The sequence below is a fragment of the Parabacteroides sp. B2-S-102 genome (genome assembly GCF_023656665.1).
Classification (GTDB): Bacteria; Bacteroidota; Bacteroidia; order Bacteroidales; family Tannerellaceae; genus Parabacteroides; species Parabacteroides distasonis.
Genome location: NZ_JAMOKM010000005.1, coordinates 17684 through 41248 on the forward strand (window position 1 = coordinate 17684; position 23565 = coordinate 41248).

The following is a 23565-nucleotide window of genomic DNA, read 5'->3' on the forward strand; positions in this document are numbered from 1 at the left end:
TATGTTAAAAAAGATACTGGGGACAATAGGCTCGCGTTATCTGATAGCTTTCCTTAACCTAGCGCTGATCTTCATCAACGCGAAGGTGCTGGGAATCGAGGGCGTGGGGATGATCGGGTTGATCGTGGCCTCGGTAAATATAGCGGTAATCGTCAATGGGATTTTATGCGGGAATACGATTGTCTATTTCATGAACCGTTACTCCATGCGGACAATTTTCCTTCCCGCATATCTGTGGACACCTATCGGCTCTTCCCTAGCTTGCGGCTTCATGTATCTTACTGGGCTTTTACCCACCGGCTATCGGCTGGATATCTTCTTGTTGGCGATCTTGAGCTCTACGGTAAACGCCAATGCCCGCTTCTTGTTGGGTAAAGACAATATCAAAGGGTTTAATCTCACGTTTATATTGCAAGGAGGACTGCTATTTTTCGTCTTACTCTATTTCTATTATATATTGAAGCGCCCGGACGTACGGTCGTATGTCTGGGGATTATATGTCACGAACGGCATAGCCTTTATTGCCAGCCTATCGATGCTTGTTCCTTATTTCTTAAAGGAGACATCCCGGTCTTCCGGCAAATCGCTCTACGGTCTATTAAAAGAAATGTTTGCCTACGGCCTGTGGGCCGGCGCGGACGGGTTGGCGGAAACCTGTACTACCCGACTCAATTATTTCTTGATACAACGTTTCGCCGGGTTGGGAAGCGTAGGCTTGCTAGACGCTGGGACCAAGATCTCCGAGAGCGTATGGAATATTAGTCGCAGCGTAAGTTTCATCGAATACAGTAGCGTGGCCAAGACCTCAGAGGCAACGGAACAAAAACGTATTACCTTACAGCTTTTCAAATTGACCTTTTGCGCTTTAGCCCTCGTGATGGGATGTATCTTATTGGTACCGGAATGGATATATACGGATTATCTTTTCAGCGCCGAGTTCAAAGGCATACGTAAAGTGATAGGCGGATTATCGATCGGAATCGTAGCGTTAGGCTGCAACAGCATCATCAGCCATTATTTCATCGGCAGCGGAAAGATCCGGTACAGTACGGCAAGCTCGTGCGTAGGGCTTATTGCCTTATTAATCTCCGGCTTCTTACTCATCCCGTCTTACGGGGTCGTAGGTTCCGCTATCACGACCAGTATCGCCTTTACCTCTATGCTGGTTTTCTCATTGACGGTCTTCTCCCGGCAAACACTTACACGCTGGAATGAGTTCCTTCCGAACAAAAAAGACTTCCAAGCTTGCAGAATTCATATACAAAAATCCTTGTAATTCTATCACGAATTTTATCGATAACGCTATCAAGTTCACAGAAAAGGGGACAATTACGCTTGAAATGATTTCGTGCAAGGTACAGGTCTCGGGTTATCAAAACATGGACTGTACCTTATAAACAAACTCCATCCAAACCCAATAACGGATCGCTTTTCCTAAGAACATGGAGATCGCCACGACCCATATATTAGCCCGCAAGAAACCTAGAGCGACAGCGATAAAATCACCGATACCGGGAAGGAAAACAAAGAAGCCCATCCAAGAGCCTTTTCCCTTGATCCAATCCTGCACCTTCTGTAGTTTCACCGGATCGAGTTTCAGGTATTTCTCGATCCACTCCACCTTTCCCAACATCCCCAACCAATAGCAACTCATTCCACCTAAGAAATTACCAAGCGTAGCAGCGATCATGCAAGGCCAATATGCCGAACCCGCCAATAATACACCCGTCAATACGACCTCGCTGCTAAACGGTAAGATCGTGGCCGCTAAGAAAGAGGCGATAAACACCCCGATATACCCGTAGGCTATAAGAAATTCCATATACGTATCATTAATAATGCGATAAACATAGCTACCGAGAGATGGAACAGCCAAAAGATATATTTCCCCCGGTTCACCGTAAAGAAATGGGCGATCAGGATAGACGCCGGTACACAGGCCATTTCCAGAAATTCCTCGGACGATTGCTCATAGATAAAGAACAATCCAAACGACCAAATGGCCATGACAATCAGAAAAGAAAGAAACTGACGAGTACGCAAATTATCCTCATACTCATGTGTAACGATATTTAATGAGGCAATGATCGTTAATCCCGCCACTAAAACGATCTGTATCCAATCTATAATTCCCGTCCCTAGTACCGCAAGGAAACGGATCTTGAATAAGGAGGTGAAAGGTATGGTAAATGCCGTGAAATCCCGTTCCCAGACACACCATCCGAAAACAAACCAATAAACCGTCAAGATTCCGAACAAGGAAGCGACAAATGTCCGGATATTCAATGTCCTGAAATTATACATTCCCAACCAAAACAGCGGCAAGAACCAAAGGATGTGTATCCACAACAGACTTCCGATACTGATAATCAAGGATGCGTTATAAGCCTTATCCGTAGCGTCCGGGTCATGATAAGAGGTAAATAACTGATAAAGGGCCAATATCAAACAAAACACCCCGACAGATGTTGATTTCAAGGGAAAGAAATCCGGGTTTGTACTTGTCAACAAGGCATAGAAGAGAAAGGGAAGCAATGTCTTCTCACGAATCAACATCAACGCATAGTTTACCCGATGCACCAGAAACGCACCACCGGCCATCAGCAAAAAACCGATCAAATAGGTAAACAACTTACCCGGAAGAACCAGACAGAGGGCATTCCATAAAGGAGGAGCCGTCACCTCTCCATACACGGGATAGCCTACCGAATCCACATACCCCACGATCCAACAAAAAATACAAGCGCAAAGCATGTACAAATGGGTCATAGGTGTCGCTATAGTATATCTACGTCCGTAATATGAAGTTGTTCCTCTTGCCATAATCTTATCTTAGTGTGAAAATACGGTACCTGCGTTAGTGCAAGCACCGGAGCGACGTTCGTAGTGAACGCCGACCGGTACTCACCGTAAACGCCGACTGACGTTCACTGCAAATGCCGACCGGCGTTCTCGATAAACGCAATTATAAATCAAACCCGATATCCCGACGGAAATACTTCTTATCGAAATCGATCTGCTTAGCTCCGGCGAAAGATTGGGCCAAAGCCTCTTCCTTAGTAGCCCCATACGAACTGACCGCGATCACACGGCCGCCATTCGTCAGGATCTGGCCGTCTACCAGCTTCGTTCCGGCATGGAACACTATATTGTTCGAGGATACGCCATCCAATCCCGTGATTACCTTATTCTTCTCGTAAGCCTCCGGGTAACCGCCGCTTACCAACATAACCGTAACCGCCGCACGAGGGTCCTGTACCAATGTACGAGCCGCTAAATCGCCTTCCGCTACCCCTTCCAGCAAATCAACCAAATCGCTTTGGATACGAAGCATGACTACCTCTGTCTCCGGATCGCCCATACGACAATTGTATTCTATCACCATCGGCTCATTCTTCACATTGATCAGACCCAAGAAGATGAAACCTTTATAATCGATATGCTCCGCTTTCAATCCCTCTACGGTAGGACGGATAATACGCTCGTCCACCTTCGCCATAAAGACCTCATCAGCGAAAGGAACCGGGGAAACAGCTCCCATTCCACCTGTGTTTAAACCCGTATTGCCCTCGCCGATACGCTTATAATCTTTCGCTACCGGAAGCACCTTGTAATCGTTGCCATCCGTCAAGACGAATACGGAGCATTCGATACCATCCAAGAACTCCTCGATCACGACCGTCTTGCTCGCGTCGCCAAACATTCCGCCCAGCATATCTCCCAACTCTTTCTTGGCTTCCTCCAAGTTATCGATAATCAGTACCCCTTTACCGGCAGCCAATCCATCCGCTTTCAATACATAAGGAGCGGAAAGAGATTCCAAGAACGCATAGCCTTCCTCTAAGTTTTCAGTGGAAATACTCTTATAACGAGCGGTCGGGATATGATGACGCATCATAAACGCCTTGGCGAAATCCTTGCTACCTTCCAATTGGGCACCTTCCCCACTCGGGCCGATCACGGGGATGGAGCTTAATGCCTCATCCTTCTTGAAATAATCATAAACACCCTTCACCAATGGATCCTCGGGACCTACCACGACCATATTCACTTGGTTCGCCAACGCAAAATCCTTGATAGCGGCAAAATCATCCGCTTTAATATCCACGTTGGTTCCTACCAACGCTGTTCCCGCATTACCGGGAGCGATAAATAACTTATCAACTTTCGGGCTTTGAGCGATCTTCCAAGCGATCGCATGCTCACGCCCACCAGAGCCTAATAACAATATATTCATATCTCTTCTAATTTTCAATTCTCAATTCTCCATTTTCAATACCCAAGGTAGTCATCGAAATACCTCGTAATCTTCTCATGCAAATGCGGACGGTCCTTACCGGTCACATTATGCTCATGGCGAGGATACACAAAGTAATCCGGATACGTATCAGCCTCTACGCAAGCCTTTAAGAAACCAAGGCTGTGTTGCCACACTACCACCGGATCGATATCCCCATGTATCATCAACAGATGGCCTTTCAGATTACCGGCCTTCAGTTTCAGGTTCGCGTTCTTATAACCTTCCGGATTATCCTGCGGGCGATCCATATAACGCTCGCCATACATAATCTCGTAATTGCTCCAGTCGATAACCGGCCCTCCGGCCACGCCCACCTTAAAGATCTCCGGATAAGTCAGCATCAAGTTCGTTGTCATAAAACCGCCATAACTCCAGCCATGTACCCCGATACGGTCGGCATCCACATAAGACAAAGATTTCAGGAACTCGACACCCTTCACTTGGTCCGCCATCTCATTGATACCCAAATTACGATGAATCACGCTCTCAAAAGCATGTCCACGATTTGCCGAGCCGCGGCTATCCACGGTAAACATCACATAACCTCTCTGTGCCATATAGAGGTCCCAACCACGAGCCCCGTTTTGCCAGTCGCCCGTAACAAGCTGTACTTTAGGGCCTCCATATACATAGACAATCGTAGGATACTTCTTCGTCTCATCCAAATCCGGCGGTAAAGTCAACCGGTAATTCAAGCGAGTCTTACCATCGGCGGCAAGGATATGTCCAACCTTGATCTGCGGCATCCGATACAATTTAAAGGGATCCGGAGCGGAAAGTAAGGTAGAAATCACTTTAGCGTCCTTTACACGGATTAAATCGATATCCCTCGGGGTAGAAGGAGAACTTACATAATCAATCGCATATTCGCCGGAGGGACTCAGCAACCAACGGTGCACGCCCACTTTCCAACTCAAGCAATTCATGATATCACCCGTTCTCAAATCCGTCTCCCAAATATAACGTTGCATCCCCGTTCCTTGCATATTCGGAGATACGGGATGAGGTGCCGTTCCCTCGAAAATCACCTTATTTCCGTCTTTGCTAAAGCCTAGCACCTTGGTAACCACCCATTCCCCACCGGTTAGCTTCCTTAATTCCTTTCCAGTCGTATCATACAGATATAGATGGTTATAGCCATCCGCCTCACTCTGCCAGATAAACTTATCCGGATCGTTCGGCAAGAAAAGCACGGGATGCTGCGGCTCCACATAACAACGATCCGTCTCGGTAAACAGATCAGCCTCTTTCTTTCCCGTCAAGGCAGAGTACCGCACCAAATGCATCTCGTTCTGCTCACGATTCAACTCAGCGATATAAATACTCTTCTCATCCGGACTCCAAGCGATATTTGTTAAATATTTCTCTTTCGGCAAGCCTGTCTCCAACCAAACCGTCTGCCCGGTAGCTACCTGATAGACACCCACCGTAACCTCATGGCTCTTCATTCCAGCCATCGGATATTTATGAGGAACCGGCGTAGCGCAACGAGTATCGATATTCACCAGCGGGTAAGCGGTCACCATACGCTCATCCATACGATAAAACGCTAGAGCCGAGCCTTTAGGAGACCAAAACATACCTTTCGTAATCCCGAACTCCCGTTGATGGACAGCCTGTCCGCATACGATTCCATCCTGTGTTTCACGTGTAACAATCGTATTTCGTCCATCCGGGGATAAAATATGCACATTGTTTCCCTCCGTAAAAGCTAAGTTATTCGTAGCCGGGCAAAAGTCATAATTCGCCCAGTTATTCTTCAAAGCATAATCAGCGACTACCTTATTCTTCTTATAGTCATAATGAATCCGGTGCTGTTTGCTAGTAAAAGCCAAGACCGAACCACTTTCATAGGGTACCAAAAAGCTAGGCAAGGAACCAACCGTCTGCAGATTTGCCGCCGTCAAGGCCCCATTCAGTCTTTCCAACGAAAAAAGGACCTCTTCTTTTTTCCCCGGCTTAGCTCCTAACACGCTATCTCCCTTAACATATAAGTACTCGTCCCCGCACCATCGTAACTGTTTCAAGTCACGAGGTACGAAGCGGCTATACGTCTTCCCTCCAGGAATCAAGTCGTGCAAGGAGAGTTGCTTATCTTGGGCGGTAATCGACATCGTTAATAAAATCAGACATAGGCTTATGAATAAAGATGATTTAATCCTCATAATCATCATACCCTCTCCGTTTTATAGGCTTTATAGGTTTGCTAAATGGGCGCTTTCCATCCCGCTTATGATCGCCAAACCCTTTCTTACGGTCATCCTCATCCCGATAACGCATTTTCACAGGACGTTCTCCTTTTGGCTTGATCGGCTTACGAACCGGGGCATCCACGAATTTCTTGCGGACCGGACGGTCCTCTCCCCGATCCTCTCCAAAGATACGTTTCCCCGGAATGGAAGCGAAACGCTCCTCATCATCCTCGCTATGGGCAGCGGCGAAACGACGCTCCGGACGATCCACACGACCCGTACGGAAGTTTGGACGATCATTGCCTCTACGCTCGAAAGAGCCTTCCGATCTGTGCGGACGCTCCTCTCCATCCTCATTCAATGCCTTTTTGAAGTCCTTATTAGTTCCCTCAAATAACTCATAGCAACGGTATTCGCACTCCAAGGAACCGTTCATCAATTTGATCTTCTCGCTCGGGCGCAAGCCGATCTTATCGAAACATTCATCTTTATAGCTCAAAATCCAAGCCTTATATCCCATGAACACGTGTTTCAAACGCTCGCCGATCATATTATACAATCCCAATAGATCACGAGATGATATACGCTCTCCATAAGGTGGGTTCGTCACCAATATACCCGGCTTCGGAGCCTCTGTATATTGTTGGAACGGTTTCACCTTCAGATCGATATATTTCATCAAGCCAGCGCTACGGATATTCTCCAAGGCGATATCGATAGCGGCTTGGGAAATATCGGAGCCATAGCAATGGAAAGCGAACTCACGCTCCCCGCTCTCATCATTATAAATACGATCGAACAATTCCTCATCATAGTCCACCCATTTCTGGAAAGCGAACTCTTTCCGATGGATACCCGGAGCGATATTCAAGGCGATCATGGCAGCCTCGATCAACAATGTACCGGAACCACACATCGGATCTACGAAATTAGATTCTCCTTTCCAACCGGTTTTTAGGATCATGCCGGCAGCCAACACCTCATTTAACGGAGCTTCCGTTTGATCCACCCGATAACCACGCTTGTGCAAAGACTCGCCGGAGCTATCGATAGATAAGGTACAATCGTTATGCGAAATATGGATATTGATATATAAGTCCGGGTTATTGACACGAACGGACGGACGCTTCTTGAACTTCTCGATGAAATAATCCACGATAGCGTCTTTCGTACGGTAAGCGACAAACTTCGAGTGATTGAAATCCTCGGAATAGATCACCGAGTCGATCGCGAACGTCTTGTCCAGCGACAAATACTTCTCCCACTCTACCTTTTTCACCTCTTTATAAACGGTATCAGCATCTTTGGCCTTGAAATGATAAATCGGTTTCAGAATGCGCAGGGCAGTACGGCAGTGGAAATTCGCTTTATAAAGCAATTCCTTATCACCCGTAAAGGAAACCATACGACGACCGATCTGCAAGTCGTTGGCACCTAAAGCTAATAACTCCTCGGCCAAGATCTCTTCCAACCCGTATAGGGTTTTGGCCACCATTTCAAATGTCTCGCTCATTTTAATTGAAAATTGAGAATTGAGAATTGAAAATTATTCCCAATTGCGTATTACGTTGTTTATTATTAATTATTCTCATTTCGCTCTCTGACATGCTTCGATCTCCTTCCGGCTACCCTCTTGATAATTTTCAATTCTCAATTTTCAATTGTGTAACCGTACTCCCTGCCGGTACATCCTCCGCTATCCAGACGTTACCACATATCGTAGCCCCTCTGCCAATCCGGATTTTACCAATTAAGGTGGAATTAGAATATACTGTCACATGATCTTCCAAGATAGGATGACGGGCTACGCCACGGATAGCGTTACCGTTCTCATCGGGGGGAAGTTTCTCTCCCGCCAAGCTGACGCCCTGAAAGATTCGGACGTAATTGCCGATCACGCTCGTCTCGCCGATCACCGTACCCGTCCCGTGGTCTATCGAGAAATGATGACCGATCTTCGCGCCCGGATGGATATCGATACCGGTCTCGGAATGTGCCATCTCCGTAATCATACGAGGAATATAAGGAACCCCGAGCTTATACAATTGATGGGCGATCCGGTAATTACCGATCGCCCGGAAACCGGGATAACAAAATATGACCTCTCCTAGATTTTGAGCGGCGGGATCGCCATTGAAAGTCGCCTCCACATCCGTAGCCAGCAGACCGCGAATCTCCGGAAGCGTAGAGATGAAAGCCTCCGAAATAGCCTCTGCCTCAGCGGAGATCTTTTCTTCCGGGCAAGTCACGCAAGATGTATCCGCGAAACAAAGTCCCGCATAAACCTGCTTGGATAATAAAGAATGAAGAGTCTCAACATTTACGCCCGTATGAAAACGGATCGTCTGTTTACTGATACGGGCATTCCCATAATAACCGGGGAACAGGATCGCACGGCATAGATCGATGATCTCTTTCAGCACCTCGCCCGAGGGCAGCGCCTCCTCATCCCTGTACGCATGGAACAATTGTTTATACGATGCCTCATCCGATAGCTTCTCCACCGTATCGCCCAATACGCTACTATGCCTCTGTATATCCATTATTTGCGGAATATTCTTTATAATGCGCAAAAATAGTATTTTATTTGAGAACACCTTCACGAAGAGGCATCAAAAATACAGCCAACGACTAATATTACGTTCTATAGCGCTAAATTCCACGCCAACCTTTATCAACTTACGCCCATCCGCCTGATAGAGTTACAAATAAATAATCTTCATATCGAATACTTTACCACATCCAATGCTCCACTTTCATCAAGAGCCAAGGCGACCAGAAAACGATCGGAAGGGTCTACGGCAATCCTCTTTATTGAACGATCAAAATTCAATCGTTTCTTTAATTGGCCGTCCCAAGAAAGAACCAGCAATGTGGATAAATTCGAAAAATCCGCAGAACCATCGTACAAGCAATATACATACTGATCCGTACCGAATATATCGATAAAGCATTTTGTCGTTCCAAGAACATCCACTTGGGTATCATTCTTCTTCAGTAAAGGCACGATAGGCTCCTTCCCATACGTAAAGCTCCTTTGATAAGTTCCCTTCAAATCGTAAAAATCAATTTGGTTGAAGAAACGCAAGGCAGCAACCACACTGTTTTGCCGCTCATTCACACAAAGATTAGGCAAATAAGCGACGTGCTTACAAGAACGATACGTTCTTGCTACTTTTGGTGGCTCCACCCAATAAATTCCCTCTTCCCGATTCGCATAGCAGAAAGGACCATAAACATTTTTCTCTACGATCGGAACCGCATAAACTTCTTTCGTGGTGACATTATAATGCGTAGAGGGAACAAGTTCGGGTATTAGTATATATTTCCGATCAAAACGCAAAGAATCCGCCAGCACCTGCATCTTATTAAATGTAAGTTGGTTATCCACGATCCAGAACTCATCCTTTCCGGCGGGTTCTTTTGTATTTGACTTCATAAACTCCGGATTAGAGAAATAAGTGGCACCATATCCTTTCAACGCAAACGCATGCAGGTGCGACAAATCATCTTTGTCGAATACTTGAATGATCGTATCACACCCACGAGCCAACAACACCAAATAAGACTCGGTAAGACCAATCCCATCATAGCATACACCAGAATCCCCTTTCATTAACAAATTTCCCTCCAGCCGTTTTTCTTCTCTTTCCGCATCGGAACAAGCGAGAAGAAACAAAGCGAAGAATACAATAATCCCATACAATACTCTCATGACCTTTCTATTTTAAATAAACATAAGATCGGATTATCGTCCTGTGTACGATTCTCCGCTATCCGTCTCAAATCCTCATAATGTATCTGATTACGCAACAGCACCGTCGAACTGATCTTCCCGATAAAATAATCTTTATACACTCCGCAAATACCGTAAAAGCCTGTCAACCCCGTAGCCCTTATGAAGTTGGGGAACGCATACGAGAATGCCTCTTTCCTATCCTTGTCATAAAATCCGAAGTAAGTTACCTTATCGCACATATAGGTCGCATGCAGGATCTGTTCGGTCTCCAGCAGCCCAAAAGAATTTACATAGCCGGAGCGAAACAGATCGCCAGAGAAATCTCTCCCGCCTCTCCCTTTCTCCTTGACATACTCGATAGGAGGCATACTTTTATCTCCGAAGCGAACTTTATAAGCAGGCTCCAACATCCCGTCCTTCACTTTCCACACTTCGGGGGTAAAGGGGAAATGCGCATACCAATCCCCAGCAAAGGCATGCAACGTCTTGCTCCCATTGATCGTATGGCCGGACGTGAAATAAGCCGGTCCCAACAATGCGTCTTGCTCTCCTTTCCTGTCCGTGGCTTTCAGATAGAAGTTTTCCCTTTGCGGTGTCGCAAATCCCAAAGGATAATACCAAATCCAATTCTCCTTATCCAAAGGGGCGCAGTCCACAAAATAATCAGCTACATCTTGCGTGGATATATATTGATAGGTATCCAGATCATAACGCAATAAGGCCGTCCCACCAAAATCCACCAATGTCAAGATTCGCTCTTTCTCATCCACGAAAAAGTGAGTTAGATAAAGATACTCTTCCGGCCCTTGTCCCCGCAAGCCTACACGAGTAATAAAATTTCCTTGATCACTGAATACAAAAAGCGCATTTATCTCATCACTTCTATCGAATACAAAAATACGATCGTCCACCCAGCAAACCCGGTAGAGATCTTTTAACAGCACGCTATCCTTCGTCTCCAAAGGAATGAATCTGCATTCCAAATGTTCCTGCAAGCCAACCGTACAATCGTTTCCGAAATCCACCACGTCCCACTCTTCCGATCGATTCTCGCATGCGATCAAAATGGAAGCCAGACTTATCATCACTAAATAATATAGTTTTCTCATGTTTTTCATATTAGATTCAGACCACTAATATACGTAACTTTTTGAAATACGCCAACTGCACAAGTTTTCCTAAGCGCACAATCGGAATTCACGAGAAGTACTACTTCCTTGGCCTATGAAGTATATCTCTTAGGGATACAGTGCTTATTTTCCACATAGTTATTGTACATTTTTCCAAATGCATTTAAAACCTCATTATCTGTTTCCCAAAACACGTACGTGTTTTCACAAATTCTCGTACGTGTTTTTCCGGAAACATTATCAACTTTTTATCAGTCTGATTATAAAGATATTATCAATACGTATATTTTAAATACTTACTGTATTTTTCACTATCAACAAAACACCTTATGGTTATGATTTTTGAAGCCCCAAGAAGGCTTTATTTACGAGCTTATCGACTTCCTTATACAGCCGTTGTATTTCCTTTGTATCCAATCCATTTTGTTCCCACTCCGCCTTATGAGCGTCGAATAAATCGAAAATCCGGTTCTCTACCGCACGAAGCTGTTGGATATAACCAGATTGGTCATCATTCCATAACAGTTGCCAATGCAAATACTTTTGGCCGTTGCCACGATGTATGGAGTAGACATTCTTCTGTAATTGAACGGAATACCAATCTAATAGGGCTGTTTTATAGGATGCGTCGTAAGTAACTAAAGCACTTTGCTCCTTTCCCATTTTCACCCAAAGAGGAATAGCGACAGAGGTAGGAGGATATCCCAAGGCAGTCCACATCGTTGTCAATTCCGGATTCATACCGGATTTTACGCCTTGGATTACGATAGAAGCCGTACTTTCTAGACGGGGGATGAAATCCTGCTCCACAAACCAGCCTGTACGATTGTTCGGACTTTGTCCCTTGTCCATCAAATCGATATCCAGCAAGCTATTATAAAAAGAGCGGGAAGCCTGCTGAAAGATACGCTGAGGAGTAAATCCTTCGTTCCGCATTTCCTTAAAGATCTTTTTCGCATTCTCATAACGTACATATCCTTTGCCTTCATCCGTACGCCCCTCGAAAGAGAAATTCGTATAAATCAAGTAACCTTCCGGCGCCAGATTCGGATCATTCGCGTCTTTCTTATAATATCGCTCATTATTCGCCTCATAATAAGCCGCACCACCATAAGCATCGATCACTCCGAAATTAGCCTCCACACGCATCGGGCGAGGCAAGGTATCCAAGAAATGCTCGAAATCCTGCACCGTCTTACAGACTCTCAAGGCTTTTCGCATCAAGTTTCCCTCTTGATCCATCTCCTTTATATCATCGTCTTTCAAGTTATAAGAAGCCGTATTCATGATAGAGAAGCCCGTCTCATTGCTTCCGGTCCACACGGCTCCCTCCGGATCATCGCTATTTACCAGCCCCAGAAAACGATAACCACCTTCGTCAAAATAACCGATATGGTTATACGGAGCGCCGGTATCCCGGTGTTTCCACATCAACGGACGGCCATCGGGAGTAGCCTTTCCAGTGATTATAATGGAGGTACAAGCCTTGTCAACCACCGGAAAACAAAGACATAGAACAAATAAAAGAAGTAGTTTTTTCATATCATTTATTGATTTAATAAGATTTCTTATGAGGAGCGCCAAATTCCTTACAGCTGACCTCGTCTATATCTACCGTCCAAATCTTCACGTTACGGACCGCCGGATCGCTATAACGGAAAGTCTTATCGGAATATTGCTTCATGATAATATCCAAGGCTTCCACCTTCTTGTCGAAATCCTCTTCGTAAGCGACCTTTCCCCAAGCGATCACGCTCTTCGAACGCATACGGTAGCTACAAGCTACCTCCGGATGCTGGAAAACCAAGGCATGGTCAATACTAAACGTAATACAGACTTTCAGATTACGTTCCAATATAGAGATGCTTCGTCCATCCTGCGCCGAGTGTAAATAAATCACGCCATCCTTATAACCGAAATTCATCGGCAATACATAAGGCGTTCCATCTGTATCCGCCATGCCAACGAAGCAAACATCGCTCTGGCGGATAATCGATTCGATCTGTTCCTTGTCCGTGTGTATAAGTGTCTTCATATTCCTTATGTTTAAATCTAACTTGATGCAAAATTAAAAAAATCATCTGTTTCTGCAACCCTTTATAACCCGCACTCGTCTATTAAGAAAAGAACCTAAAAAATTAAAGACGATGAAGACGAGAGTATCACTTTTTATATTCTGCATACAGATGATCGCGGTTTGCGGATTCGCAGCCGACAAACGTATCGATGGAAATGGGAACCCGGAAACCCGGGAGATAAAGATTAGCGATTACGACGAGATCACGTTCGTTGGCTCCGCTGATTTCGAGTATGAACAGTCGGATAAAGCGCCTTATCTATCCGTAACGATCGATGAGAACTTATTTGATTACCTCGTGACCGAAGTAGAAGGCGGTACGTTAAAGATCTATCCGAAATCTATCAAGAAAGGTTTTAATAATAACTCCTACGACTTGAGGCCGACCGTCTACAAGATAAAATCCAACTCCAAGGAACTAAAAGAGTTGAATACGGTAGGTTCCGGCAGTTTCATTATCAGCAAACCGACGAAAGTAAACCGGATGGAGATCAATATGGCCGGTAGTGGAAACGTTGAGTTGAGAGGCCCCGTAAAAGGTTACAAGCTTGAATGTAACATGGCCGGTAGCGGAAATATCATCGCCAAGGATATACAGCTGGACAACCTATCTTGCAGCCTCGCCAGCAGCGGGGAAATCGAGGTAATAGGAACCGTAGATCGTGCCTCATTCAATGTAGCGGGAAGTGGTGAGATTAAAGCCTTTGACTGCCAAGCACGTAAAGCAGAGTGTAATATCGCCAGCAGCGGCGAGATCAGCGTATATGCCACGCAAATCTTGGATGCCAATATCGTAGGTAGTGGTGAGATTCATTACAAAGGAGATCCGGAGATCAGTAAGTCTATCATGGGTTCCGGCTCGATCAACAAAGTCAAATAAACATTTAATACATACGAACGATGAAAACAAAATTAGTAGCGGTAATAGCCCTCATCTTTTGTGCCTTCATGGCAGAGGCTAGTAAAGTAGAAGGTAATGGGAATATTATTACGAAAGAGATATCGGTAGATAACTATAGCGAGATCGAACTGGGTGGAAATATCGAATATTCCGGCAATAATTTTTGGGGAAATAGAAGCAACAAGAAATTCCCGGTATTCAAATATACGCATGGACGAAGCGCTTCCTTGAAAATTACGATCGACGAGAATCTATTCCCACTCCTCTCGATCAAATCCAATAACGGACGGTTAGCTATCCGCATACAAGACGGGACCCGTATCAAACCGACCCAGTATGTAATCGAAGGAAGCTCGAAGACTCTGAAATACTTAAAGACTTCCGGCCCGATGGATTTTGAGGCGCAGAACGCTTTTTCCGAGGATCAACTGGAAATCAAGATTTCCGGCTCCAGCGACGTAAAGTTCCCACATAACGTGAAATTACGATTAGGTGAGTTCTCGGTATCCGGCTCCGGCGATCTGGTTTTTGAAGATTTGGACTGCAAGAATCTTACCAGCAAGGTTTCAGGCTCCGGAGACATCACCTTGAAAGGTAAGGCGGACGAGGCCCGCTATTCCGTATCGGGCAGTGGAGATATAAAAGCATACGACTTATCTGTCAATGATTTGAGTTGCTCGGTAAGCGGTAGCGGAGATGCCCGTGTTTATGCCAAAGATAACATGAACCTATCGGTTTCGGGCAGTGGAGACATCCGCTATAAAGGCCCGGCGAACGTGAATAAATCAAAGTCCGGCTCTGGATCCATTCAAGGCGCAAATTGATCGAACACACACATTTTTTTTAATACACACATTATCAAATTTAAAAAAGCTACTAGATGTGATATCCGGTAGCTTTTTCTTGCTATTTTTGTAACCAACTCTTTATTTATAGAGTCTAAATTAAAAAGTAGAATCATAAAAAACGATACTTATGAAAACAAAGGCTATCTTATTAATGGTATTTTTCCTAGGATGGGTCACTACCGGTTGGGCCGCAGATCATGTAAAAGGCGATGGTAAATTGACCTCGAAAAAGATTTCTGTCGCCGATTATAACGAGATTAAGGTGGATGGCGTAATTGATTTCAATTACGAGCAATCCGATGATCCTTCCACCGTGGAGGTTACCGTAGACCAGAATCTTCATCCCTATGTCAATATCGAGGTGAAGGATCGTGTCTTAACCATCGCTTTCAAAGGAGCGAAGGTAGATCATTTCACGAAGTTTATCGTAAAGACGAATTCTAAATGGCTTGCCGCCGCAAAAGTTTCCGGAAATGCCAACTTCATGGTAAACAGTCCGCTTACCGGAGACGAGACCGTTATTAAGGCGAACGCCAATAGCTTGGTGCAACTGAAAGAGACAGTTACGGTCGGTAAACTGGATTTGAATGTATCCGGTAACGCAAATATGGTTGTCAATCATCTGGAAGCCGACAAGATCGAATGTGATATCGATGGCTCTGGCTCTATAACGATCAAGAAAGGTAATGCGAAAGAAGGAGACTACAGTATCGTCAGCAGTGGTGATATACACGCTTTTGGGTTAGCGGTTCCTCAGCTAAGTTGCAAAGTAACAGGCAATGGCTTAGCGGAAGTACATGCTACCGATAATTTAAAGGCCAACGTAGTCGGTAAAGGAAATATCCGTTATAAAGGCCCGACAGCAGTTCAACAGAGAATAATCGGTAAAGGTACCGTAGAAGAAGTAAAAGAATGAAAACAAGAATTATATACCTATGTCTGCTGGTGATCTTTTCTACGACAGGTTGTATCAGTAAGAATGCTCGAAAAGGTATCAATGGGAACAAGAATATTGTTACCCGCACCATTCAAGTAGATGATTTCGAGGAAATACATCTAGGGTCCAATATCGAATCGGCGAAAAGCATCAATCCGTTCAACAAGAAGAACCGTGCGATATGTAATTACACCCAAACAGATGGCGCCTCCTCGTTGGAGATCAGCATGGACGAGAATTTGTTTGACTTATTGGATATAGAGAATAAGGATCACAAATTAATCATCAAGGCTAAATCCGGCAAGAAGATCTGTCCGACCCATCTGGTATTGAACACAAGTTCCAAGAACCTGAAGGAAGCGGGGATCAGTGGCAGCATCGACTTTATCGCCGATCAACCGCTACAACTGACAAATACGTCTTTTTATATCAGTGGCGTAGGCGACGTGAAATTAGCTGATTTATCTTGTGATACTTTCAAGGTAGCTATATCCGGAGTCGGCAATATTTACTTGAATGGAAACATCAAGAAAGGCAAATACTCCGTATCGGGTGTAGGGCACGTATATGCGTTCGATTGCCCCGTTGAGGATCTGGAATGCGAAGTTTCAGGTGTAGGAGGAATGGAAGTGAACGCTACCCAGAAATTAGACGCTAGCACTTCTGGTGTGGGAAGCGTTAAATATAAAGGCAATCCGGAGCATACGCAGAAATCCGCCTCCGGTGTCGGAAAAATCAAACAAGCAGATTAATCATCCCAAAAATCAATTAGATGAAAAAGATATCACTTTTATTCCTTATATGTGGCTTATTTCTAGTAAGCAGCTGTATCCCTACACAAACCATAAAAGGAGACGGCAATATCACCACGGAAAACATCCCGGTTTCCGAGTATGACTGTCTTGAGTTAGAGGGAGGAGGCATGGTCGTGAATTACACGCAATCCGACGCTCCTGAAGGTTTGGAAATAAAGACAGACCGGAATATCTTCGAGAAATATGAGTTTAATGTAGAGAACCATAAGCTTAAGATCCGTCCGAAAAAAGAATTCAGGAAACATACGAATTTCCGTCCGACCGAGTTCATGGTTACGGCCAACTCCCGCAATCTAAAGAAACTAGCGGCGGCAGGCAGTACCCATGTAAATATAAATTCCCCTCTACAAGCCGAGGAGTTCGAGGCAGGATTAGCCGGTAGCGGGATTATCCAATTCCACGACACGGCCTCTTTTACAAACCTAAAGATAGAGATCGCCGGTAGCGGAGATTTCGTTGGCCATAAAGTGTATTGTGAGGAATTAAACGGGGATATGGCCGGGTCTAACACGATCGTTCTAGGGGGAACCGTAGGCATAGCTGAATTCTCGATCGCCGGTAGCGGTACAGTACGTGCTTTCGATTGTACCATGGATGAGCTTGAGTGCAAGATTGCCGGTAGTGGAGACATAGAAGCCTTTGTCGTAAACAAAATCAAGGCAGAGATAGCCGGTAGCGGTTCCGTAAAATACAAAGGAGATCCCCAAGATATCCAAAAAAAGGTAATGGGCTCCGGTAAGATCGAGAAGGTGGAGTGATTCTTACAACCACCCCTCCTTTTTATACCATTCGATACTTTCTTCCAAGCCTTTACGTAAAGGATAGGCCGGGATAAAACCTAAATCATCTTGAAGAGGCGTGACATCGCAAATCCAGTTACGCTGCTTCAAGATGATGTATTTATCACTATTTAGCGTCATACTTTTCTTCAACAACTTACCGATCCATTCTGAACAGTGGCAAGCGATACGCACCAATCCCAGCGGTATACGGGCATGCAATACCCGCTTCTTTCCTAAGATATCTTGTATCATACGGGCAAAAGACTCATCCGTGTAGACATCTCCGTCGGCTACAAAATAATGCCGGTTCTCTATCTCCTCTTTCTCAAGGGAAAGGAAGGCCACGGTCGCTAAATCTTTTACATAGATAAACGTGATTCGCTGGGGAATAGCGCCTACGGCGAAATCGAGTCCCGACTTTACGCTTTGTATTTCCATGAAATAATCCTTCTCACCCGGCCCGTATACTCCTGTAGGCCGCAAGATCACGTAAGGAAAATAGGTTTGTTTACGGATGTAGTTCTCCGCCTCTAGCTTACTTTGGCCATAAGCCGTGTCCGGCCGCTGCGGATCGTCCAAGCGTATCGGGCGGAAAGTCTTCTCGTCGCCTCGCCCATAGCTGCTTAGGCTGCTCATCAAGAGGAATTTCTTCGGTTTGCAGCCGGCGGCGGCTAAAGCCTCGATAAATCGATGCGTATTCTCGGCGTTCACACGGAAAAAGTTTCGCTTATCCAATGTCTTCGTCAACCCGGCGTTATGGATCACATAATCCCATGCCCCATGCTCACGGGCAAAGTCTGAGAGTTGAGCCGTAAGCGCTTCCTGATCGCCATATTTCAAGTCGATGAAATGAATCCGCTTATCTTGCAGATGCGCTTTACTGCTACCCGCACGGATACCCGCCCACGTCTCATAGCCACGGCGAAGCGCCTCCTCTACCAAGAAACCGCCGATAAAACCACTCGCTCCGGTTATCAATATCTTCATATACTTCATTTTTCTTTCATATAAAATGTATAATAATACCACAACAACCCGATCCAATTCAAGAACAGGATCGTCAGCATCCAAAGAATCTTTTGTTTCTTACTGATGAAAGGGTTTTGCGATACGGCCTTACATCCGAACAGGATTACGGCAATACCTACGATATAACCGATCTCCGGCAAGCTTATCCAGCAAATGATTTGTGGTATCATAAAAATAGAGTTATTCGTGAAAAAGAATTATTCGTGTTGGTGTTTCTTCAAGACTCGGTGCGGCAAGTCACCATGCCCCACCAACTCGATCGGACAAGCGTATTTCTCGCCCAACCATTCCTCAGAGACATTCGCTCCCGGGTGATAATGCAAAGTCTCGTTTACGCAAGCGATATTTTTCACCATCGTCAAAACCGTACCGATATCATGGGAAACCAAGATGATAGCGCTCTCTTTATTGATATCTTCCAAGAGCTGATAAAAACGAGACTCGAATCGTTTATCCACATACGAATTAGGCTCATCCAAGATCAATACCTGCGGACGGGAGACAATAGAACGCCCCAATAAGACCCGCTGCAACTGGCCGCCGGAAAGCTCACCGATGGCCCTGCCCGCCAACTCCTCCAATCCCATCTGTACGATCACCTCGTCTACACGCTCTCTCTGGGATCTATTGAATGGACGGAACAAAGGTTTCTCCGCGGATAAACCGGAAGAGATCACTTCCCGTACCGAGATCGGAAACTTCTTATCGATCTGGCTCATTTGGGGTAGATAACCGATCTTCAAGGAAGGAACCTCTACATTTTCATCGTAAAAACGAATCGTTCCGGAAATAGGAGGCAATAGACCTAGTATCACCTTTAAAAGCGTCGTTTTCCCGCCGCCATTCGGTCCGATAATTCCCAAGAAATCATTTTTCCACACATCCAGCGTTACGTTACGTAAGGCGATCTTATTACCGTATCCGGCGGTAACCTCTCTCAACTCAATCAGCTTGTCCATCGGCTAACGATTTTGCGATATGAATCATTTCCTTACTCCAATCGTAATCCAGCGGATTGATCGGGATCAGACGGCAACCTGTTTCTTTAGCGATCAACTCGGCGTTCTTCTGGTCAAACTCCCGCTGGATAAACACGACTTTCGCATTATGTTCCCGTGCGGTCTCGACCAGTTCCTTTAATTGTGCGGGAGACGGTTCTTTTCCGTCCATCTCGATGCAAAGCTGGGTCAAGTCATATTCGTTAGCCAAATAGGTCAGGGCCGGATGGTAAATAATAAATGTCTTATTGTCAAGAGAATGTAACAAACCGGAAACGGTCTTTTCCGTCTCTCCGATTTCTTTCGTCAGTTGTTCATAATTCGCTTGGTAATATTCCTTATTCTCCGGGTCCAAAGACACAAAGGCATCCAAAGTGTTCTTGGCGATCACCTTCGCTCCAGAGATAGAGCTCCACGTATGCGGATCGACGCCTCCGGGATGATGATGGTGGTGGTGATCATGTTCCTCTTCTTCCTCGGGGCTTTTAAGTAAATCAATTCCTTCGGACAGGTCAAAAACCTTGAGTCCCGGATTATTATTCCGGATATTATCCATCCAAGCCTGTTCGAACCCGATCGATCCGATCCTTAAATAGCCTTGGCTTTTACCCACCTGCACCATTTGCTGCGGTGTAGGATCATACGTCTCCGGACTTTGCCCTGCCGGAACCACACAATTAATCTTAAATTTATCTCCGGCTATCTTCTCCGCAAAATACCGTTGCGGCTCAATCGTCACGGAAACGATCCTCTCATCTGCCCGCTTATCGCCGCAGGCCATAAGTATCAAGACGAAAAGAGCTGATATCAATACCTTAAATTCTTTCATACCACATATATATTTTCGCAAAGGTAACGAATATCGGGTAATAAGGCAGCAAGGAGACGATTCAAAGTTATCAGGAAGCAGTCTGACAAAATCCCCGTATTACAACCGATAAGTAATAATACGGGGATTTTATAGGGAAAAAATAGGCTACTCTATTTTTACTCGGCCAGCCATTTATTCATCTGTGTAAGGATCCGCTCCTTCATATCCTCCGGCATATTGCCGATACGGGCACGATGGCTGCCTCGGGGCTGGATATAGATTTGCTCGTTCTTCTTGCCTTTGAAAGCGGGAACCATGGCCGCGCTCCACGGGTCGATCTCGCCATAGATGAAGATCATTTTCGGATCGTTGTCTTTCAAGAAGTTATAGATCTTGTGGTACAGAGCCGGACGGAAGTCTACTTTACCGACCAGTTCCTCGGGAAGCATGATACGGTTTAGGTATCCATGGGCGCTATCGATCGTAAGGTATTTCTTGAAAGGTTTTACGTCATAGCCATAATAACCGAGCTCACGGGCAGCTTGTACGAAGAAAGAGATATTCGGCTGGTTCTCGGCGAAATAATCAGGACCGCTGATTTCCATCAAATGATCGAAGAGCGCCTGATCGTCGGCAGACTTGGAAGGGATCGTACTTACCGAAGTTCCCCACTGCCAAAGAGCGAATGAATATTCCAGTACGCAATAATCCAATACCTCGGGCATCGGGATACGGAATGTCAGGTTTTTATTCTTACAATAGCTCTCCAATAAAGGAAGCATATCGGACTTACGCTTCAAGACTTCCAATTGAAAATCCTGTATCCTCTCGCGTTCCGCTTTCGTACCTACCTTACGTAAGAAAGGTTCGTGGCGGCCATCCTCTACACCTTTACATAACGGACCGACATAAGGAACGGAGAAATCCACGTCGTCCGGGAAAAAGGCACGGTAAAGCATTGTAGTCTGCCCCCCCTTACTGATACCGGTACTGATCCATTTTCCCGGATAGATCTGCTTGAATGTATTGCGGACGTTATGTAAATCGTACGCAGAGTTCTCGGCGGTCAGATAATCCCAGTTTTTAGGTTCCGGCGTCGACTCCAAGAAATAACGGTACTCCACGAATACTAAGTTCGCATTCAATAGTTTAGATAGTTCTTCTTGATATTTCGGATTGAGCGCATAAGCCGCTCCATATCCTTCGGTCACGATAATGGTAGGACGATCATAACCTACATGGCCTACGATAACCCGTTGCGTAAATGTTCCGGCGGCGGGGTCTTTCGGATCGACCTGCTGAGTAATACGTACTACATATTTCTCCGGATAATAATCGGATTGAAGTTTTTCAATGCCACTAATTCCTTTTAGAGCGGCAAGCTTCTCTTGTAAATCTCCGGGAGCGGCCATTACCGTCATCACCGACAGGAAGAAAAGAAGCAAGAAGTTAAATGTTCTTCTCATGGTAATTTAGTCTTTTAGATATTGTATTGTTCGTAATAATCCCTCATATTTGGCGCGTTTCACCGCCGAATGCGCAAAGATACGATTATAATCCTCACGGCTCAATGCCTTGAGGTCGTCTTTTTTAAGGGAGAGCAAAGAAGGGGTGGGATGAAAGGCTGCTACTGCCGTAGGCATAGCGAAGCGGTTCCAAGGACAAACGGCTTGGCAGGTGTCGCATCCATAGATACGGTTACCTAAAAGGACGGCTTGCTCAACAGGGATTTCTCCACGATGCTCAATCGTAAGATAAGAGATACATTTACGGGCATTCAAACGTTTCGGCCCTTCCAAGGCTCCGGTAGGACAAGCGTCCAAACAGCGGATGCAGGAACCGCAGTGATTCTTTTTGGGGGAATCATAGGTATCGACTACCAAAGTTGTCACGATCTCCCCAAGGAAAAAGAAAGAGCCTTTGCCCGGGATGATTAGATTCGTATTCTTTCCGATCCATCCCAAACCGGCTTTCCAAGCCCAATAACGCTCTAACAGAGGGGCGGAGTCCGTGAATACACGGGCCTCATTGTTGGAGGGATGATGCTCGGTTATCGCTTTCCATAATTGGCGAAGTTTATCCTTTACGACCCCGTGATAATCTTCTCCGTACGCATAATACGAGATATAAGGTTCCGCCGGATTCCGGAGAACTTTCGGATAATAATTCAAGGCTACTGAGATAACTGATTTGGCACCTTCCACCAAGCCATCCGGATTGAGACGGATTTCCCGATGATTCTCCATGTATTTCATTCCAGCATGGTAGCCTTCCGCGATCCATTGGTCAAAATAAGCCTCCTCGCTCCCGGCCTTCGCTACTTCAGCGATACCGCAAGCGGAGAAGCCTAATTCCATAGCTTTATCTTTTATAAACTGGGAGATACCCATTATTCAAAAACTTTAAACTCGTAGCCTTCCTTTAAGAGCCATTCGACAGCCCGGGGCATTGCCTCACGCATATTACGCTCGGCTTTCAAGGAATCGTGGAAGACGATAACGGAACCATTACGGGTATAGTTCTTTACCACGTTGAAGACACCATTCGGAGTCATATGCGGGCTATAATCGCGGGTGACCACATCCCACATCACGATATGATAATGGCGGCGAAGCCATACTACCTGCGGAAAACGCATATGCCCATGAGGAGGCCGAAATAAATTGCTGGGAATATATTCGGCCGCCTTCTCCACATTCGCCAAATAATTCTTCGTCCAGAACTTGATGCCTTGGATATGATTGAACGTATGGTTACCGACACGGTGCCCACGATCTATCACCATCTGGAAGACCTCGGGATGCTTACGTACATTATCCCCTACCATAAAAAAGGTAGCCTTGATCCCATACGTATCCAATATATCTAAAACCCAAGGGGTAACCTCGGGAATCGGGCCGTCGTCGAAGGTGAGATACACACACTTCTTCTCTGCCGGTATTCGCCAAGTTACCCCCGGGAACAGTGCCCTGTAAAACCAAGGCGGTTGTTCTATAAACATACTTT

23 protein-coding genes are annotated in these 23565 nt (G+C 45.5%); 6 read left to right on the forward strand and 17 right to left on the reverse strand.

The window, feature by feature from the left end; genetic code table 11:
• Position 1: 1 nt before the first annotated feature.
• Complete coding sequence (locus NBH07_RS08440) at positions 2-1276, forward strand: lipopolysaccharide biosynthesis protein (RefSeq protein ID WP_005863577.1); 1275 nt, start codon at positions 2-4, stop codon at positions 1274-1276.
• A gap of 96 nt (positions 1277-1372) precedes the next feature.
• Here NBH07_RS08440 and NBH07_RS08445 read toward each other — a convergent pair whose 3' ends face one another.
• The 10 genes from NBH07_RS08445 to NBH07_RS08490 all read right to left on the reverse strand — a co-directional run bounded on the left by NBH07_RS08445 (position 1373) and on the right by NBH07_RS08490 (position 13396).
• Positions 1373-1822, reverse strand: a complete 450-nt coding sequence (locus tag NBH07_RS08445; protein ID WP_005863579.1) for a YqaA family protein — start codon at positions 1820-1822, stop codon at positions 1373-1375.
• On the reverse strand, positions 1807-2823 hold the full coding sequence (locus tag NBH07_RS08450) for a hypothetical protein (RefSeq protein WP_034526389.1): 1017 nt from the start codon (positions 2821-2823) through the stop codon (positions 1807-1809). The genes NBH07_RS08445 and NBH07_RS08450 overlap by 16 nt, the downstream gene beginning before the upstream one ends.
• Positions 2824-2965: 142 nt before the next feature.
• Positions 2966-4237, reverse strand: a complete 1272-nt coding sequence (gene purD / locus NBH07_RS08455; RefSeq protein ID WP_005863591.1) for a phosphoribosylamine--glycine ligase — start codon at positions 4235-4237, stop codon at positions 2966-2968.
• 35 nt (positions 4238-4272) lie between these two features.
• The gene (locus NBH07_RS08460; protein ID WP_009016747.1) at positions 4273-6474 is read right to left on the reverse strand and encodes a S9 family peptidase; all 2202 of its coding nucleotides are present in this window, start codon (positions 6472-6474) and stop codon (positions 4273-4275) included.
• Positions 6455-8005 carry a THUMP domain-containing class I SAM-dependent RNA methyltransferase gene (locus NBH07_RS08465; RefSeq protein ID WP_005863595.1) on the reverse strand — a complete coding sequence of 517 codons (1551 nt, stop codon included), beginning with the start codon at positions 8003-8005 and terminating at the stop codon, positions 6455-6457. The genes NBH07_RS08460 and NBH07_RS08465 overlap by 20 nt, the downstream gene beginning before the upstream one ends.
• Positions 8006-8135: 130 nt before the next feature.
• Positions 8136-9035, reverse strand: a complete 900-nt coding sequence (locus tag NBH07_RS08470) for a serine O-acetyltransferase (RefSeq protein WP_005860231.1) — start codon at positions 9033-9035, stop codon at positions 8136-8138.
• A 176-nt stretch (positions 9036-9211) separates the two neighbouring features.
• On the reverse strand, positions 9212-10207 hold the full coding sequence (locus tag NBH07_RS08475) for a hypothetical protein (protein ID WP_005860233.1): 996 nt from the start codon (positions 10205-10207) through the stop codon (positions 9212-9214).
• Positions 10204-11340 carry a 6-bladed beta-propeller gene (locus NBH07_RS08480; protein WP_005860235.1) on the reverse strand — a complete coding sequence of 379 codons (1137 nt, stop codon included), beginning with the start codon at positions 11338-11340 and terminating at the stop codon, positions 10204-10206. The genes NBH07_RS08475 and NBH07_RS08480 overlap by 4 nt, the downstream gene beginning before the upstream one ends.
• A 354-nt stretch (positions 11341-11694) precedes the next feature.
• Positions 11695-12903: a C45 family peptidase gene (locus tag NBH07_RS08485; RefSeq protein WP_039848526.1), complete on the reverse strand. Its 1209-nt coding sequence runs from the start codon at positions 12901-12903 to the stop codon at positions 11695-11697.
• 13 nt (positions 12904-12916) lie between these two features.
• On the reverse strand, positions 12917-13396 hold the full coding sequence (locus tag NBH07_RS08490) for a pyridoxamine 5'-phosphate oxidase family protein (RefSeq protein WP_009016750.1): 480 nt from the start codon (positions 13394-13396) through the stop codon (positions 12917-12919).
• Between the two features lie 112 nt (positions 13397-13508).
• Between NBH07_RS08490 and NBH07_RS08495 the strand changes: the two genes are divergently transcribed.
• The 5 genes from NBH07_RS08495 to NBH07_RS08515 all read left to right on the forward strand — a co-directional run bounded on the left by NBH07_RS08495 (position 13509) and on the right by NBH07_RS08515 (position 17697).
• A complete protein-coding gene (locus NBH07_RS08495; protein ID WP_009016751.1) occupies positions 13509-14318 on the forward strand; it encodes a head GIN domain-containing protein in 810 nt (269 codons plus the stop codon).
• Positions 14319-14338: 20 nt separating this feature from the next.
• Positions 14339-15163: a head GIN domain-containing protein gene (locus NBH07_RS08500; RefSeq protein ID WP_005863610.1), complete on the forward strand. Its 825-nt coding sequence runs from the start codon at positions 14339-14341 to the stop codon at positions 15161-15163.
• Positions 15164-15314: 151 nt separating this feature from the next.
• A complete protein-coding gene (locus NBH07_RS08505; RefSeq protein ID WP_009016752.1) occupies positions 15315-16103 on the forward strand; it encodes a head GIN domain-containing protein in 789 nt (262 codons plus the stop codon).
• Positions 16100-16876, forward strand: a complete 777-nt coding sequence (locus NBH07_RS08510) for a head GIN domain-containing protein (protein ID WP_009016753.1) — start codon at positions 16100-16102, stop codon at positions 16874-16876. The genes NBH07_RS08505 and NBH07_RS08510 overlap by 4 nt, the downstream gene beginning before the upstream one ends.
• Before the next feature lie 20 nt (positions 16877-16896).
• A complete protein-coding gene (locus NBH07_RS08515; protein WP_009016754.1) occupies positions 16897-17697 on the forward strand; it encodes a head GIN domain-containing protein in 801 nt (266 codons plus the stop codon).
• Between the two features lie 3 nt (positions 17698-17700).
• Here the strand turns inward: NBH07_RS08515 and NBH07_RS08520 are convergent, their stop codons facing one another.
• The 7 genes from NBH07_RS08520 to NBH07_RS08550 form a co-directional block, all read right to left on the reverse strand.
• Positions 17701-18708, reverse strand: a complete 1008-nt coding sequence (locus tag NBH07_RS08520; RefSeq protein WP_008778983.1) for an NAD-dependent epimerase/dehydratase family protein — start codon at positions 18706-18708, stop codon at positions 17701-17703.
• A 5-nt stretch (positions 18709-18713) separates the two neighbouring features.
• Positions 18714-18920: a hypothetical protein gene (locus NBH07_RS08525; RefSeq protein WP_005860253.1), complete on the reverse strand. Its 207-nt coding sequence runs from the start codon at positions 18918-18920 to the stop codon at positions 18714-18716.
• Positions 18921-18947: 27 nt separating this feature from the next.
• Entirely contained in the window at positions 18948-19709 is a 762-nt protein-coding gene (locus NBH07_RS08530; protein WP_005860255.1) for a metal ABC transporter ATP-binding protein, read from the reverse strand.
• Complete coding sequence (locus NBH07_RS08535; protein ID WP_039848527.1) at positions 19693-20577, reverse strand: metal ABC transporter solute-binding protein, Zn/Mn family; 885 nt, start codon at positions 20575-20577, stop codon at positions 19693-19695. Before NBH07_RS08535 ends, NBH07_RS08530 begins: the two co-directional genes overlap by 17 nt.
• A gap of 158 nt (positions 20578-20735) precedes the next feature.
• Entirely contained in the window at positions 20736-22025 is a 1290-nt protein-coding gene (locus tag NBH07_RS08540) for a S28 family serine protease (RefSeq protein WP_009016756.1), read from the reverse strand.
• Between the two features lie 6 nt (positions 22026-22031).
• On the reverse strand, positions 22032-22949 hold the full coding sequence (gene queG / locus NBH07_RS08545) for a tRNA epoxyqueuosine(34) reductase QueG (RefSeq protein WP_005860261.1): 918 nt from the start codon (positions 22947-22949) through the stop codon (positions 22032-22034).
• A complete protein-coding gene (locus tag NBH07_RS08550; protein WP_005860262.1) occupies positions 22949-23560 on the reverse strand; it encodes a polysaccharide deacetylase family protein in 612 nt (203 codons plus the stop codon). Before NBH07_RS08550 ends, queG begins: the two co-directional genes overlap by 1 nt.
• Positions 23561-23565 lie beyond the last annotated feature (5 nt).

What these genes read in the sequence shown, in the direction of transcription:
- NBH07_RS08440 (WP_005863577.1), top strand. Translation starts at nt 2, where the DNA reads ATGTTAAAAAAGATACTGGGGACAATAGGCTCGCGTTATCTGATAGCT.
- NBH07_RS08445 (WP_005863579.1), bottom strand. Translation starts at nt 1,822, where the DNA reads ATGGAATTTCTTATAGCCTACGGGTATATCGGGGTGTTTATCGCCTCT.
- NBH07_RS08450 (WP_034526389.1), bottom strand. Translation starts at nt 2,823, where the DNA reads ATGGCAAGAGGAACAACTTCATATTACGGACGTAGATATACTATAGCG.
- purD (WP_005863591.1), bottom strand. Translation starts at nt 4,237, where the DNA reads ATGAATATATTGTTATTAGGCTCTGGTGGGCGTGAGCATGCGATCGCT.
- NBH07_RS08460 (WP_009016747.1), bottom strand. Translation starts at nt 6,474, where the DNA reads ATGATGATTATGAGGATTAAATCATCTTTATTCATAAGCCTATGTCTG.
- NBH07_RS08465 (WP_005863595.1), bottom strand. Translation starts at nt 8,005, where the DNA reads ATGAGCGAGACATTTGAAATGGTGGCCAAAACCCTATACGGGTTGGAA.
- NBH07_RS08470 (WP_005860231.1), bottom strand. Translation starts at nt 9,035, where the DNA reads ATGGATATACAGAGGCATAGTAGCGTATTGGGCGATACGGTGGAGAAG.
- NBH07_RS08475 (WP_005860233.1), bottom strand. Translation starts at nt 10,207, where the DNA reads ATGAGAGTATTGTATGGGATTATTGTATTCTTCGCTTTGTTTCTTCTC.
- NBH07_RS08480 (WP_005860235.1), bottom strand. Translation starts at nt 11,340, where the DNA reads ATGAGAAAACTATATTATTTAGTGATGATAAGTCTGGCTTCCATTTTG.
- NBH07_RS08485 (WP_039848526.1), bottom strand. Translation starts at nt 12,903, where the DNA reads ATGAAAAAACTACTTCTTTTATTTGTTCTATGTCTTTGTTTTCCGGTG.
- NBH07_RS08490 (WP_009016750.1), bottom strand. Translation starts at nt 13,396, where the DNA reads ATGAAGACACTTATACACACGGACAAGGAACAGATCGAATCGATTATC.
- NBH07_RS08495 (WP_009016751.1), top strand. Translation starts at nt 13,509, where the DNA reads ATGAAGACGAGAGTATCACTTTTTATATTCTGCATACAGATGATCGCG.
- NBH07_RS08500 (WP_005863610.1), top strand. Translation starts at nt 14,339, where the DNA reads ATGAAAACAAAATTAGTAGCGGTAATAGCCCTCATCTTTTGTGCCTTC.
- NBH07_RS08505 (WP_009016752.1), top strand. Translation starts at nt 15,315, where the DNA reads ATGAAAACAAAGGCTATCTTATTAATGGTATTTTTCCTAGGATGGGTC.
- NBH07_RS08510 (WP_009016753.1), top strand. Translation starts at nt 16,100, where the DNA reads ATGAAAACAAGAATTATATACCTATGTCTGCTGGTGATCTTTTCTACG.
- NBH07_RS08515 (WP_009016754.1), top strand. Translation starts at nt 16,897, where the DNA reads ATGAAAAAGATATCACTTTTATTCCTTATATGTGGCTTATTTCTAGTA.
- NBH07_RS08520 (WP_008778983.1), bottom strand. Translation starts at nt 18,708, where the DNA reads ATGAAGATATTGATAACCGGAGCGAGTGGTTTTATCGGCGGTTTCTTG.
- NBH07_RS08525 (WP_005860253.1), bottom strand. Translation starts at nt 18,920, where the DNA reads ATGATACCACAAATCATTTGCTGGATAAGCTTGCCGGAGATCGGTTAT.
- NBH07_RS08530 (WP_005860255.1), bottom strand. Translation starts at nt 19,709, where the DNA reads ATGGACAAGCTGATTGAGTTGAGAGAGGTTACCGCCGGATACGGTAAT.
- NBH07_RS08535 (WP_039848527.1), bottom strand. Translation starts at nt 20,577, where the DNA reads ATGAAAGAATTTAAGGTATTGATATCAGCTCTTTTCGTCTTGATACTT.
- NBH07_RS08540 (WP_009016756.1), bottom strand. Translation starts at nt 22,025, where the DNA reads ATGAGAAGAACATTTAACTTCTTGCTTCTTTTCTTCCTGTCGGTGATG.
- queG (WP_005860261.1), bottom strand. Translation starts at nt 22,949, where the DNA reads ATGGGTATCTCCCAGTTTATAAAAGATAAAGCTATGGAATTAGGCTTC.
- NBH07_RS08550 (WP_005860262.1), bottom strand. Translation starts at nt 23,560, where the DNA reads ATGTTTATAGAACAACCGCCTTGGTTTTACAGGGCACTGTTCCCGGGG.